10 protein-coding genes are annotated in these 14,327 nt (G+C 64.8%); 2 read left to right on the top strand and 8 right to left on the bottom strand.

The features are described 5' to 3' along the window. Positions 1 to 10: 10 nt before the first annotated feature. Together ACTHL9_RS10440 and ACTHL9_RS10435 are read left to right on the top strand one after the other, a co-directional pair. Positions 11 to 5,314: a DUF4082 domain-containing protein gene (locus tag ACTHL9_RS10440; RefSeq protein WP_440518907.1), complete on the top strand. Its 5,304-nt coding sequence runs from the start codon at positions 11 to 13 to the stop codon at positions 5,312 to 5,314. Beyond that, positions 5,311 to 6,813, top strand: a complete 1,503-nt coding sequence (locus ACTHL9_RS10435; protein WP_440518906.1) for a glycoside hydrolase family 30 beta sandwich domain-containing protein — start codon at positions 5,311 to 5,313, stop codon at positions 6,811 to 6,813. The genes ACTHL9_RS10440 and ACTHL9_RS10435 overlap by 4 nt, the downstream gene beginning before the upstream one ends. On the opposite strand, the gene ACTHL9_RS10430 is transcribed toward ACTHL9_RS10435, so the two are convergent. From ACTHL9_RS10430 to ACTHL9_RS10395, 8 genes are all read right to left on the bottom strand, one after another. Further along, entirely contained in the window at positions 6,797 to 8,137 is a 1,341-nt protein-coding gene (locus tag ACTHL9_RS10430; protein ID WP_440518905.1) for an O-antigen ligase family protein, read from the bottom strand. The two genes, ACTHL9_RS10435 and ACTHL9_RS10430, sit on opposite strands and share 17 nt — an antisense overlap. Continuing rightward, positions 8,134 to 8,796 (bottom strand): hypothetical protein, encoded by a 663-nt coding sequence (locus tag ACTHL9_RS10425; RefSeq protein WP_440518903.1) that lies wholly within the window; start codon positions 8,794 to 8,796, stop codon positions 8,134 to 8,136. Before ACTHL9_RS10425 ends, ACTHL9_RS10430 begins: the two co-directional genes overlap by 4 nt. Continuing rightward, positions 8,793 to 9,596, bottom strand: coding sequence for a hypothetical protein (locus ACTHL9_RS10420; RefSeq protein WP_440518902.1), 804 nt, complete (start codon positions 9,594 to 9,596; stop codon positions 8,793 to 8,795). Before ACTHL9_RS10420 ends, ACTHL9_RS10425 begins: the two co-directional genes overlap by 4 nt. Positions 9,597 to 9,598: 2 nt before the next feature. Next, complete coding sequence (locus ACTHL9_RS10415) at positions 9,599 to 10,501, bottom strand: glycosyltransferase (protein ID WP_440518901.1); 903 nt, start codon at positions 10,499 to 10,501, stop codon at positions 9,599 to 9,601. Next, positions 10,491 to 11,669 (bottom strand): glycosyltransferase, encoded by a 1,179-nt coding sequence (locus tag ACTHL9_RS10410; RefSeq protein ID WP_440518911.1) that lies wholly within the window; start codon positions 11,667 to 11,669, stop codon positions 10,491 to 10,493. The genes ACTHL9_RS10415 and ACTHL9_RS10410 overlap by 11 nt, the downstream gene beginning before the upstream one ends. 2 nt (positions 11,670 to 11,671) lie before the next feature. Next, complete coding sequence (locus tag ACTHL9_RS10405) at positions 11,672 to 12,712, bottom strand: glycosyltransferase family 2 protein (protein ID WP_440518900.1); 1,041 nt, start codon at positions 12,710 to 12,712, stop codon at positions 11,672 to 11,674. Between the two features lie 8 nt (positions 12,713 to 12,720). Beyond that, positions 12,721 to 14,187 (bottom strand): oligosaccharide flippase family protein, encoded by a 1,467-nt coding sequence (locus tag ACTHL9_RS10400; protein WP_440518910.1) that lies wholly within the window; start codon positions 14,185 to 14,187, stop codon positions 12,721 to 12,723. Then, positions 14,187 to 14,327 (bottom strand): DegT/DnrJ/EryC1/StrS family aminotransferase (locus tag ACTHL9_RS10395; RefSeq protein ID WP_440518909.1); only part of this gene is annotated, 141 nt, incomplete at its 5' end. The genes ACTHL9_RS10395 and ACTHL9_RS10400, both read right to left, overlap by 1 nt.

Below are 14,327 nucleotides of genomic sequence, written 5' to 3'. Positions count from 1 at the left end.
CCGCCGTTCCGTGTTCCAGAGCACCCGGCGGCCCCTTGCCGCGTGGCTCTCTGCGCTGCTGTTCGCGGCGGTCTTCGTCGCGATCGCGCCCCAGACCGCGGCGCCGCCTGCACAGGCGGCCACCAATCCCTGCGCCGCGCCGGTAGTGAGCGCGGTGGCTTGTGAGAACACGCTCACGGGCGATCCGCAGTCCGACTGGCTGATCTCCGGTGCTGGCGATTCCACCATCCAGGGGTACGCCACACAGATGAGCGTGAATGTCGGCGAGACCGTGACGTTCAAGATCAACACCCCCGCAAAGGCCTACCATTTCGACATCCTCCGCCTCGGCTACTACAACGGGGACGGTGCTCGGAAGATCGCGGCAAACCTTCTGCCCACCGCGCCCCTTCCTCAGTCACAACCCGCCTGCCAAACCTTCTCGGACACGGGGCTCGTCGATTGCGGAAACTGGGCCGCCTCGGCTTCGTGGACCGTTCCCGCAAATGCTGTCTCGGGCGTCTACATCGCGCACCTCGTCCGGAATGACACCGGCGGCGACAGCTGGATCACCTTTGTGGTGCGGAACGACGCATCCACGAGCTCGATCCTCTTCCAGACGTCAGACGAGACCTGGCAGGCCTACAACACGTATGGCGGAAACAGCCTGTATCAATGCACTGTCGCCTGCCCGCCGGGCAACCCGCTCGCCTACAAGGCGGCGTTCAAAGTCTCCTACAACCGCCCGTTCCACACCGCTCTTGACGATCAGGGGCGCAGCTGGCTGACCCAAACGGAACTTCCCATGATCCGGTTCCTGGAAGCCAACGGCTACGACATGAGCTACCAAGCCGGGAACGATACGGCCACTCGCGGCTCGCTGCTCCTGAACCACAAGACCTTCCTGACCTCGGGACATGACGAGTACGTCTCCTACGATCAACGAACCAATATCGAGGCAGCGCGCGACAAGGGCGTGAACATCGCCATGTTCACCGGCAACGAGCTCTTCTGGCGCACGCGGTGGGAGCCGAGCCAGGCTGGAACCGCAACCGCCGGCCGCACACTCGTCTGCTACAAAGACACGCACTTCAACGCACCAACCGATCCCGTGACCTGGACGGGAACCTACGCGGATCCCCGCTTCGGAACCGCGAACGGTGCTGGGAACCCACAGAATTCCTTGACTGGGCAGTTCTTCAACGTCAATTCCGGGTCTACAGACATCACGGTTCCGGCGCGATTCGCCGGTCTCCGACTCTGGCGGAACACGCAGGTCGCGTCGCTCTCCGGAACTCAATCCGTCACGCTCGGCGCCAATCTCAACACTCTGGGCTACGAGTGGGACATCTATGCCGACAATGGCTTCCGACCTGCCGGCTTGTTCCCGCTGTCCTCGACGACCAACACCAATTCGGAGGTGTTCACCGACTACGGAAGTACCACGACGACCGGAAAGACAGCGACTCACAGCCTCACTGAGTACCGTGCCCCGAGCGGCGCGCTTGTCTTCGGGGCCGGCACGGTTCAGTGGTCCTGGGGATTGGACAACTTCACGACCGGTGGCAAGACTGACGCGAACATGCAGCAGGCCACCGTCAACCTGCTCGCCGACATGGGCGCCCAGCCGGTGACCCTCATCGCCGGCCTCAAGCCCGCAACAGCCTCGACCGACACCACCGCGCCCACGTCGACGATCTCTGCCCCCGCCGCCAACGCCTCCGTCGCCGACGGCACTGCCACGACCATCTCCGGAACGGCGAGCGATACCGGAGGCGGCGTGGTCGCCGGGGTCGAGGTCTCAACCGACGGCGGCACTACGTGGCATCCCGCCACCGGCACGACGAGCTGGACCTACTCGTGGGTTGCCCACGGCAACCCCACCACGACCATCAAGAGCCGAGCAGTGGATGACAGCGGGAATCTGGAGAAGCCGAGCGCCGGCGTCGTGCTGAGCGTGAACTGCCCCTGCTCGCTCTTCGGCACGGGGACAAAGCCCGCGAACCCCGATTCGGGAGACCCGAGCTCGGTCGAGGTCGGAGCTCAGTTCTACTCGGACGTGGCCGGAACCGTCACGGGCGTCCGCTTCTACAAGGCCGGCACGAACACGGGCACCCACATCGGGAATCTGTGGACCACGTCCGGCACCCTGTTGGCCACTGCGACCTTCTCGGGCGAATCGACATCCGGGTGGCAGAGTGTAACGTTCTCCAAGCCCGTCGCCATCACGGCCGGGACGCGGTACATCGTCTCGTACTACGCACCGAAGGGGCATTACTCCGAGGACTCGGGCTACTTCTACAACAACCCATCCCCGCAACCGGCAGGCGGTGGCTCGGTCGACTTCCCACCCCTTCACTTCACACGAAGCCTGCCGGGCGCACCCAACGGCTTCTACGTCTACAACAACGGGTCGGCCTTCCCCAACAACCCCTACAACGCCGAGTACTACTGGGTTGACGCGATCTTCCAGCCCTCCGGACCCACTCCTCCGGCCGTCACTTCGACGTCGCCCACATCAGGCGCAACCGGCGTAACGGTCAACGCTGCCCCCAGCTTGACCTTCAACCAGGCCGTCACGTCCTCATCGGTGTCCTTCACCCTCAAAGACGCCAGCGGCGCGACAGTCAACGGCACGACGGCGCTCAACGGAGCAGGCACGACGGCAACCTTCACTCCTTCCTCGTCGCTCGCGTACAGCACGCAGTACACGGCGACAGTCACCGGCGCGACGAACTCCACGGGGCAGACCATGGCACCGTACTCCTGGAGCTTCACCACGGTTGCCGCGCCGCCGGCACCGACAGTCAGCTCGACCTCGCCCGCTTCGGGCGCGACCGGCGTAGCTGTCAGCGTCACGCCGAGCGCGACCTTCAGCCAGACGGTCACCGCATCGTCAGTGACGTTCACACTCAAAGATGCATCCGGGACATCCATCTCGGGTAGCACCTCGATGAACGGTGCGGGTACGACAGCAACGTTCACGCCGTCGTCGGCCCTCGCCTACAGCACGCAGTACACGGCAACGGTGAGTGGCGCGACCAACTCCACAGGGCAGACCATGGCCTCCCCGTACACGTGGAGCTTCACGACCGCCGCGGCGCCGCCAGCACCGGCGGTCAACTCGACCTCGCCTGCTTCGAATGCCACCGGTGTTGCCATCAGCGTGACGCCGAGCGCAACCTTCAACCAGGCCGTGACCGGTTCGTCGGTGACGTTCACGCTCAAGGACCCTGGTGGTAATGCGGTCAACGGCAGCGCGGCACTCAACGGCGCGGGTACCACCGTGACCTTCACGCCGTCGTCGGCCCTTGCCTACAGCACGCAATACACGGCGACCGTGAGCGGAGCCACGAACTCGACGGGTCAGACGATGGCTTCGCCGTACAGCTGGAGCTTCACCACCGCCGCGGTGCCGCCCGCACCAAACGTGTCCTCGTCCAATCCGGCGCCCGGCGCAACAGGCGTGGCCGTGACGGCGACCGTGAACGCGACCTTCAGCCAGGATGTGTCCCCATCCTCGATCCAGTTCGCCGTCACGGACCCGACGGGCGCGAGTGTCGGCGGAAGCGTCTCCTACTCCAGCGCCACAACAACCGCGACTTTCACGCCGACGGCCGCCCTCGCCTACGGGACGCAGTACACCGCGACGGTGAGCGGAGCCACGAACTCGACGGGTCAGACCATGTCGCCGTACAGCTGGAGCTTCACCACTGCGGCGGCACCGGCCGCCCCCAACGTGTCCTCGACGATCCCCAGCCCAGGGGCCACCGGAGTCGCGGTCAGTTCTGCGGTCAGCGCGACCTTCAGCCAGAACGTGACGGCATCGTCGGTCCAGTTCCTGCTCAAGGATGCTTCAGGCGCAACGGTAGCGGGATCGGTTTCCTACTCGAGCTCCACCACAACCGCCACGTTCAGCCCCTCGTCAGCTCTCGCCAACAGCACGCAGTACACCGCTACTGTGAGCGGCGCCACGAACTCGACCGGCCAGACGATGTCGCCCTACAGCTGGAGCTTCACAACGGTGCCCGCCTACACGTGCCCGTGCTCGGTGTTCTCCTCAAGCGCCACCCCGGCAACGGCGAGCGCCAATGACGGCAACGGGGTGGAACTCGGGATGAAGTTCCAGACGGACACCGCGGGCCAGATCACCGGCGTCCGCTTCTACAAGGGATCGCTCAACACCGGAACGCACATCGGCAACCTGTGGTCGGCGAGCGGGACCAAGCTTGCGAGCGTCACCTTCTCCGGTGAATCGGCGTCAGGCTGGCAGCAGGCCTCCTTCTCCAGCCCAGTGGCCGTGAACGCGAACACCACCTACGTCATCTCCTACTACGCGCCGAACGGCGGCTACGCCTACACCGGCAACGGCTTCGCGTCGGCTCAGGGCTCGTCGCCGATCTTCGGTCTGTCGAGCAGCGCGTCAGGCGGAAACGGCGTCTTCTCCTACGGCTCGGCCTCGACCTTCCCGACAGGATCGTTCAACGCCACGAATTACTGGGTCGACGCCGTATTCAATGCCGGCTCGACCACAGCACCGAAGGTCGTGAGCGTTTCCCCGGGCCAAGGTTCAACCTCGGTCGCAGCCACCACTACGGTGTCCGCCACGTTCGACCAGGCGATTGACACGTCCTCGGCAACCTTCAGCCTCGCACCGAGCGGCGGGTCCGCGGTTGCCGGGAACACGACAACTGCCTCGACGAACGGCACGTACACCTTCACTCCGAGCTCGGCGCTCGCTGCCAACACCACCTACACGGCTACCGTGGCGGGCGTGAAGAATGCGACGGGCCAGGCGATGACCTCCGCCTACAGCTGGAGCTTCACGACGGGATCTGCGTCGTTCACGTGCCCGTGCAGCATCTTCGGCGCGTCGTCCACCCCGTCCACCGCGAATGTGAACGATGCGAACGCCGTCGAGCTGGGCACTCAGTTCACGTCAGATGTGTCAGGCTCAGTGACCGCGATCCGCTTCTTCAAGGGGTCGCAGAATACCGGGACCCACGTCGGGCACCTGTGGACGGCGAGCGGCACCGTGCTCGCAACTGTGACGTTCACGGGTGAGACCTCGAGCGGCTGGCAGACGGCAACGCTCTCCAGCCCTGTGGCCATCTCTGCGAATACGACCTACGTGGTGTCCTACTACGCGCCGAATGGCTTCTATTCGGCGAACGGCGGCTACTTCAACACCTCCGCGGATTCGCCGCCGTTGCATGGCCTGGCGAGCACGGCCAGCCACCTGAACGGTCTCTACAGGTATGGCGCTTCGGGATTCCCCACTGATAGCTACAACGCGACAAACTACTGGGTCGACGTCGTCTTCACTACGCCGTGAAGGTAGTTGTGGTCAAAGGACGAGCGCGGCGACGGTTCACCGCCGCCGCGCTCGGCCTCGTACTCCTCCTCATCGCCGGCTGCGTGGCTCCCGAGCCAGAGGGCACCGCCGCGCCGCCGGCACCTCGCCCCACGGCCGCACCGCCAATTCTCGACTCAGAACCGTCGTCTCCGACGTTGCCACCGGCAGTGCTGGACGGTACGGCTCTCACAACCGACGAACTGGTCGTCGATACCGCCAGCAAAGGCCAGATCGTCAGCGGGTTGGGCATCGACGCCAATGTCCATAGTTGGAAGGGCGGCCAGCTCAAGTCGGCCATCGATTCGTACGCGGCGTGGGGCCCCCTCACCTGGCGGGTCATCATCGAGAAGTCCGACTGGGAGTCAGCGCAGGTGGGTCCGGCCGATTCGATCGATTGGTCCTACTACGACTCAGTGCTCACGTCCCCGAAACTCGAGGACCTGTGGAACACCATCTCCTACATCGAATCCAAACCCGGCCAAACCGTTTCGTTGAGTCTCATGGGCGGAGTGTCGGGGTGGATGGGAGGAACGCGGATCCTGCCAGACAAGGAAGACTACTGGGTGCGGATGGTGGCCGCCCTCGTGGCCTACGGTCGCAACAAGCTCGGGCTCAGATTGAATCTCGTCAGCCCTCTCAATGAGCCGGACCTCAACGGGGTCGAGGGCCCAAAGGTCGATCCGGATCAGGCCGTGCGGCTGCTGGGCAACCTGGGGCACCGACTGGACTCGATGGGACTGGGGGACGTCAAATTCGTTGCACCCGACGCCTCAAGTGTGGAGGGCGCGAAGACCGCATACGCACCGCTTCTGATGGCCGATCCCTATGTTCGGTCGAAGATCGCGCACCTCGGCGTCCACACCTATTCGGGTGACCTGGCCGACCTCCCCTCCACGCTCAAGGAAGGCGACCCCGACGTGTGGGTCAGCGAATTCAACACCGCGTGCGATAGCTGCGACAACGGCGTCGAGCTCGATGATTCATGGAATCGCGCGACGTCGACGGCGGCGATGCTCCTCTCCCTGCTTCAGCAGGGGGCCTCCGGGGCCCAGTTGTACGACGCTTGGGACGGCTTCTACGAGCATCACGGGGCGTTCGGCTATTGGGGCGCTTTGGCCTACGACGCGAAGAGCGGCACTTACACTCCGCGCCAGACCTTTGGGGCGCTCAAGCTCCTCTACAACTACCTGCCTCCGGGCTCTGTTCGAGTGCAATCTCACGGGGCATCTGCCGTCACGGCAGTGGCCTTCACCGATCCACCGTCCGGGGCACTGACAATCGTCGGCGTCAACGGCACAAGTTCCTCCCAGCGATTCCGGATTTCGGATTCCTCAGGTCGCAGCGCCTTCTCCACCACGGAATTCTCTGCCGTGACGGACAAAGGGGTGACATCATCGCCGCAGCCCCGATCAGACGCCTCAAGCCTGATCGTCTCCGTCCCGGCCGATTCGGTCTTCGCCGTCAGCGCAAAGCGCTGACACCCTCGGCGGAACGTCGCGACGAATTGATGTCGAGGCCAACGAAGATGCCGCCTTGGGCTGAGGACACGCGGTGGTAGGCGCCGGCCAGGCCGACGAGAAGGAAGATGAAGGCCGAAGACAGCGGGAAGGACAGCGCGTCGAAGAAGGTGAAGCTCACGGCACTCGCGCAGACCGCTGCAGCGATCGAGCTCCCAATCTGCCTCTGGAAGGGAGTGCGTGCGTGCATGGATGATCGCCAGGCAGCACCGATTCCCACGAGGAACATGCTGACGACCGCAGCCAGTCCCACGAGGCCGAGCTCGACGACGACGCCGAGGTATTGATTGTCCAAGTACACATAGCTCGGCAGGAGAGTTCCGAATCCTCGTCCGAAAATCGGTGTCCGTGCGACCATGCTGAAGGCCACGTCGTAACTATTGACGCGCGACGCCACGCTGGGATCGCCCGCAGCCCCCGTGAACATCCCCACGATGGTTCCCGCAAATCCCGGAACTGAGACGTACACGACGCCGAAAAGCCCTATTCCGAGCATCGAGGCGAAGAGCCTGCGCCTCGGGGGCCAAGCGGCAAAGAGGACGCATATCGCGACGATGGCCGCTACCAGAGCGGAGCGCGAAACCGAGAGGAGGGTCGCGGCTCCCATCGCTGCGGCCGGCCACCACCGGGAGAGGAGGCTCCTCTCACGGTCCTCGAGTGCCAGCCCGAGGGCGAGCGGGAGAATTGCGCAGAGCACCAGTCCGTATTCGAGCGGGTGAGTTGCCGTTCCCGCCGCACGGACAAAGCCGCCTCTCTGGTCGATGGCGCCGGCAGTGTCTCCGGTCATACCCGGGATGCTGATCCAGCCGAGCAGAGAACTCTTGGTGACGAACTGCGCCAACCCGAGAAGCGCCATGAGGGCGCCCGTTGTGACGATCCGGCGAACCATGACGATGATGTCGTCCATGGTTCGCAGGCCATCGTGGACCACGAGGAAAAGACCGCACCACCCCACGAGACGGAGCAGCCCCGTGTCCGCGGGGCTGACCTCTGCAACCTGCAATCCCCTGAACATCGCGGCGGCATAGCTTGCGAGCACCGCGAGGAAGACCGCGGCGAGCGCCCACCGTACAGGCTGGAAGCGCCATGGGGTAGGCACGTGACGTCGGAGCCGGTCCGCGAGCCACCACGCGAACATGATGAGAGTGAGCAGGGTCGTGGGGCGTCCCACTGCCCCGATGACGGAGAACGTCAGGTACGAAGGCACGAAGCACAGGATCAAGAAGATCGACAGCATCGTCTTCGCGTCGAAGGTCCTCCGGATCGCGTGTGACAGCGTGCTCACGCCGTCCTCCTCCCACGATGGACGAATTTTCGGTGCCTGATTGATCGGTCAAGAATGATGATGACCACCCCGGTCAGGAATACGCCGATGGATACCAACGAAGCCTCCCCCCTCATCCGACTGCTGAGGGAGGCTCCCCCGTCGACTACCTCAACCGAAGAGACCGAGGTCGAGATGAACGCGTCGGGTGGGATCGACAATCGTGCCTGAAGCTCAGACGCAGCGGCCGTGATCTCTTGAATCAAGGAGCTCGCCTTGGCTGCCGCCACGTCTGGCGTCGCCGCCACAGACTCCACTTGCAGCCTGGGCTGGTTGTACTCTGCAGACCACTGGCCGCCTGAGTTCGGCAGCACGACGGTGAAGCCATTCCGCACCCCTGCGCCGACGAGCGAGCCTCCGAAGGACGTGCTTTCCTGGGCCTGCCCGTCGTCAATGGCCAAACGCACCATAGCCGCGAAATTCACGAGCGCTGCAAGACCGCCGTCGTCCGTCTTGGAGAGTGAAATGGAGCCTGGCCAGAGGAAGGTAACGGATCCCCGGGCCGAGTAGACGTGCTGCCCGGGCCACAGGAACATGCAGCTCGCAGCGACCGCGATGAGCATGGCAACGACGGCGTACCATCGTCTGCTCAATGCGGCGAAGAATTCGGCGGGAGTCATCGCGCCGCGCTCGCGCTCCGGCTTGGCCTCCGATGCGTCCCCCTTGCCGGCTCCTCAGGGTCTTCCTCGGCGGACGCGGTTTTCTGCTGCTTGTCGTCGACATGGGCAGAGACAAGGAGAGCAGCATATTCCGGTTCCGCGGCGTGGCTGGCAGAGTTGACTCGAGCGGCGGTCTTCCGCCCGCCACCACCCTCTCGACGTCGTTTCTGGCGCAGGAGCAGGCCGTCCAGAAGAGCCGTGAACAGCACCACGAGAACCATCCCGGCCGCGCCGACGGCGCCAACTGCCTGAATCTGTCCCTTCGTATCGGGGACTGGCGGCGAGGGCTCGGCGACCGGCATCGACGAAATCCGCGAGGTGGCCGGTACGTGCAGCGCGTCCTGCATCGTCGTGAGCTCGGTGGGAACGTCAGCGAGAATAGCCGCCAGAGCCTGTTCCGCCGTGGCTGCAGATCTCGCCTTCACCGCCACCACAAGGATTGAGCTTCCCGATGTGACGTCCGGCAGAGCCGTGTAGGACATCTTCTGGTACTGCGCGGAGAATTTGTCCACCGTCTCAGGGGCGGCCATCCGTCGGGTGAGCACATCCATAGCCTGCCCCAGGCCTCCGAGGAAGAGGTAGGGGTTGCCTCCGGATCCAACACTCTGAGCCGAAGGGAGCAGGACAAGGCTCCCGCTCGCCTTATAGTCGACCGGGACGGAGACATACGCGAGCGCGCAGACCGCACCTACGACGATGAGTCCTCCGAGAGCCGCATACCACCTTCGTATGAGAGCCCATCCCACCATTCTGAGCTTCATGGTCACGCATCCTTACTGGGCGTTGACGCCCCCCGTCTTCCCCGCATCCGGTCCCGAACACGATCTAGAGCCGTCCGTCCGGCGGTGGCCACGATGACGCGCTTGGCAGCGCCTCGCGCGGCCTCGCGACCCCAGCGAAGAGGGCGTCTGACGGACGAATCGAGCACCCGGTCCACTCCAGAAGGCTGGAGCCAGCCATCCTCGAAGATTCCGGGGAAGAGTGCCGCGTAGGCGCTTGGAGAAACCATCGTGCCGTGCACACGATTGCTCACATTGGTGCCATGGATGACCTGCAGCCAGGCCGGTTCGCCCCACCCGAGCTTCACGGGCATGTGCCGGTGCAGTTCGTTATGCCAGTCCTTCCAGCAGGTCGCAGCGTCCTCCCAGCTCGAGCTCACGCTGCAGAACGCGTTGACGCGGTCTGTGCGCCGGTAGACGAAAGGGACTGCACCGATGAGACCTCGAGCGAGGTAGATGGCGGCCGTTGAACCGTGCTCGGCAAGCCCCTGAATGCGCTCGACGAAGTCGCGCGCGATCGCGTCGTCGTTGTCCACGTTCGTCGTCACGAGGGTCCTGGTGCGCGCGCCAGAGACATCCGCGAGATCGGACACCAGCTGATCGGCGCTGACTTCGGATCGGAAGATCGGCGTGAGTGGGCCCTTTGCCGACCACGCCTCAATTCGCTCTCGCAACCACATCGGGCTCGCCGGATCGAAATAGGCGATCCATGAAAAAGCCTGAGTCGACTGTGCCGAGACCGTTGGCAGGCAATATCTCTCGAAGAGCGATACGCGCTTCTCGAGCCAGCCATCGCGCTCCCGCACTGAACGTTCATAGCCGGGAGACGGCAGGTTGAAACGCGTCAGGATGACGTGGTCGACCGCATTCCGCGTTTCAGCATCCATCGGAGACTCCCGCCCGTTTCAGGCCGATCCCGAGAACCGAGGCCACCGCTTCGGCCCGACGGTCCCAGCTGTGGTCTTGGGCCAGCTTTCGTCTCCGTAGGTCGCCGGCAGCGTCCCTCCCCAGAGAGAGCAGCCGACCGACCTCTTCCACGAACCGATCGGGGTCAGACGCAATATGGACGTCCTCTGAGCCGATCCACTCGACCCCGGGAAGCGGTGTGGAGACTACTGGGAGGCCAGCCGCGAGGTACTCAAGCGTCTTGAGCGGAAAGCTGGCCATGTTGAAGGGGGACCTCATGTAGGGCACGAGGGCGACTTCTGCCCCAGCGAGGTACGAGGGCAGGCTCTCGAACGGTCTGGGGCCCACCCACTGGACGCCCGGCAACGTCGCGAGAGCCTCGAACCGTGACCTGTCTGCTCGCGGATGCAACGGCCCCACCAACAAGAGACGCAGGCCCTCGGAAGCCAGCCCCTCGAGGATGGTGAGATCGATCCGCTCACCCAAATGGCCCACGAATACTGCGAAGGGGCGCCCCAGGGAAACATCCGAGGGCACATTTTCCGTCGCTGATCGGGAGAAATGCTCTGCATTGCAGCCGAACGGCACGAGATGCGCGTACCTGCCTCGACTTCTGAGCGCTGCCGCTACGCGGGGATTAGCGGCAATGATGACGTCGGCGCTCGCCGCGAGCCTTGCGTCCCCCCGCGCATAGGATTCCGCTGCCCCACCGACCAGACCTGCCAGCGCCTCGAAATCATCCTGAGCCCAATAGACAGTCCTCGACTCGCCGACACCGCCGGAGATCGGTGCGAGGACATTCGCCTCGATGGAAGCGAACGGGTCAGCGGCCAATCGCTTGAGTGCGGCCCGAACCTGGACCGCCGAGAGCCGCGCATTGATGTTCGTGATGCCCCGGTGGGAGATGCCGGGCAGGCCCTCGGGCTCGAGGCGGGCGAGCCTGGGGCCGAGAAGAGTCAGCCGTGTTCGCGTCCGCCGCACAGAACTCCATCCTCGGTCGCGGAACCGCGTCGCAGCTGATTGCACTGGATCGACATAGAGCACCGGCATGAACTCAGCCAGACTCGTGGCGAGCTGCTGGTCAGCCATCCACATGTCATCCCACCGGTTCGCCGCGTTGAGGACGATCGTGCGTCCAAAGGCATCCATCGTCACGCCACCCCGGTCCTGCGAATCCGGGCCAGCTCGGCGGTGGTACTCATCCGACGGTGCGCGCGTCCAACAATGGATAATGCCTTCTGGGCGAGGACGCTTTCGGCGAACGTCTGGCGCCGCTGGAGCGCCGACCACCCGTTCAAGCCGTCGAGCTCCACACCCTGTTCGTGGGCGAAGTCCAGGTACTTCGCAGCCAACGGCCCGTGACCGCGACCTAGATCGTATTCCCGGGTGGCGCGTGCAAGCGCTTCTCGCGCGAGCGCGGTCCGAGCAGAAAGGGCCATCGCGGCGAGTTGCGGCGACGACAGGAACAACTCGAACATCTGCGACCGTTCCACGAGGTCGCTCAAGTCGTCCTCGCCGAGATGCATGTTCCCGCCATGGATTCGGTAATAGGCCTGCGGGGGCCCGTCGATGCGCCCAACACGACCGAAAGTAGCGGCTTGGAGCCAGAAGTAGAGGTCTGCGGTGTGCGGAAGACGAGGGTCGTAGCCTCCCAATCGCTCCACCACTTCCCGCCGGACGATGGCCTCGGGATTGGCGATGACGTTCGTGCCACGGCGGCAGATCCGCTCGATCCACTCCGGGCCGCTCCATATGGTCCAGGAGACCGGGCGCTTGACGGGGCGCGGAGGCTCCTCCGAGAACGACGGCGCCCTTCCGTAGACGAGCGCGAGACCCGGCCTTGCCTCGAAGAGGGCAGCCGCACGGGCAAGGGCGCCGGGTGCGAGGAGGTCGTCCGCGGACAGCAGGACCACGTAGTCGCCCGTGCACCGGCTCAGGCCGTCGTTGTACGTCGCAATGTGGCCTGCGTTGGCCTCGTGCACGACCGCCGCAACCCGGGGCTCCGCTACTGAGATTTCCTCCGCAATCCTCGCGCTGCCGTCCGAAGAGGCGTCGTCGACGACAATGATTTGAACGTCGACTCCTGGCTGCTCGAGAACGCTCTGAACGGCGCGAGGAAGAAAGTGGCCGTAGTTGTAGCACGGGATGACCACGGAGACCTTCGGTCTCCCAGTCAGCGGGACAGGACGCATCCGCCGCATCACACACCTCCAACAGGTGACGGGCGCGGTTGTCTCATGAGCGTGAGCCGGGCCCGCCAGACAGGGCGTGTTCCGAGCAGGTAGATGCCGGCGCCGATCGCCCCTCCGGCCAGAATCCTCAGCCATTCGAGAGAGATGGGGACGGTGACCGTGAATGCGGCAAGGGACGCGACGGCGGTTGCTGCGATCGGTCGTCCCAGATCCCTCCAGAGACCGCGGAGTGATCCGGGAACCGCGCGACGGACCAGCAGAACCTGCACGGGAAGGACGACGCCCAGGAGCACGACCACGTGGGCCCACGCGACCCCCATGAGGCCGAGGGGACCCAATCCCACGAGCATTCCGATGGACAGGGCGATCAGCCAGATGCACTGCACGAGGAACGCGGAACCAGTGCGTCCTACTGCCACGAGAAGATTCGAGAGCATGAGCTCAACGAGCATCGGCACGCTGTAGAGCGCGAGCACCGTCACGACGGGTGCCGCGGCGGCCCACGCAGAACCGTAGAGGACCGCGATGATCTCGTGGGCGAAGACGGACGTGAATCCGCAGAGGGGAAGGGCGATGAGGAATACAGCGCGTCCCCACGACCGAATGCTCGCCCGCAGCCGGTCGGAGTCGTCGTGGTGGTCCGAAAACGCCGGCATGGCCACCGAGTTCAGCGCGGACGAAAGCACCGAGACGGACAGCGACGCAACGGAAAAGGCCACTGAGTAGATGCCGAGCAGGGCAGGCCCCATGGCGTTGCCCACAAGCGCGAAATCCGCGTTCAGCAGTGCGTAGCCCACCACGTTCGCTCCGGCCAGTGGAAGGCCGAACCGCAGCAGGAAGTGCAGGGCCTTGGCATCGATTCGGGGCCAGATCCAGCGGCGCCCGAGGACGAGCAGGCCGATGCCCGTGACACTGGCCGTCACAACCTTTGACCATGCGAAGGACATCGCTCCTGAGCCGCCCAGGGCGAGGAGCAGGAGCAGCGCGCTCGAGGGCACAAACGCAATGGCGCCCGCGGCAAAGAGCGACCGCTGTCGGAAATCTCTTGCGAGGAGGGCGCCCGGAACCGATGAGAAGCCCGATGCGACAACGCCGAGCGCGAGTACCCTAATGGCGCCTCCGGCCTCGGGCGCCCCGAGGGCGTGGGCCAAGGGGTCGGCGGCGAGGACCATGAAGAGGGCGAGGAGCCCGGACCATGCCCACGCGATGGCCACCACGGTGGGTCCGTACTCCTCGATCGCGAGATCGCGGCGGATGAGCGCGGAGGCAACTCCGAGTTCGCTGATGGACGTTGCGATCGTCCCGACAACGAGAGCAGCGGTGAAGACGCCGAAGTCATGGGGCGAGACGAGGCGGACGGCCAGGACCATGAGGAGGACGTTGGCCACCCGCATGACCAACGTATTGATACCGCTCCACAGGGCACCTGAGCCGACGCTGGCCGCACCAGCCACGCGTTTCCGCCCGCCGCCCATCAGCATCCCCTGACCACCTCCGCCACCAACTGCTGCTGCTCCGGCGTGATGTGCGGGAACATGGGCAGGGACAGGATCTGGGCGGCGGCCTCCTCTGCGACGGGGAAGTCGCCGGTGTGGTATCCGAGGTACGAGAACGC

The sequence above is a fragment of the Sinomonas sp. genome (assembly GCF_051955515.1).
Lineage (GTDB): Bacteria > Actinomycetota > Actinomycetes > Actinomycetales > Micrococcaceae > Sinomonas.
Note: the sequence above shows the minus strand (reverse complement) of the source record. Positions and strands in the feature narration are given on the sequence as shown.

Coding starts and splice junctions, on each gene's coding strand:
- ACTHL9_RS10425 (WP_440518903.1), bottom strand. CDS start 8,796: ATGACTCCCGCCGAATTCTTCGCCGCATTGAGCAGACGATGGTACGCC.
- ACTHL9_RS10420 (WP_440518902.1), bottom strand. CDS start 9,596: ATGAAGCTCAGAATGGTGGGATGGGCTCTCATACGAAGGTGGTATGCG.
- ACTHL9_RS10415 (WP_440518901.1), bottom strand. CDS start 10,501: ATGGATGCTGAAACGCGGAATGCGGTCGACCACGTCATCCTGACGCGT.
- ACTHL9_RS10410 (WP_440518911.1), bottom strand. CDS start 11,669: ATGGATGCCTTTGGACGCACGATCGTCCTCAACGCGGCGAACCGGTGG.
- ACTHL9_RS10405 (WP_440518900.1), bottom strand. CDS start 12,712: ATGCGTCCTGTCCCGCTGACTGGGAGACCGAAGGTCTCCGTGGTCATC.
- ACTHL9_RS10400 (WP_440518910.1), bottom strand. CDS start 14,187: ATGGGCGGCGGGCGGAAACGCGTGGCTGGTGCGGCCAGCGTCGGCTCA.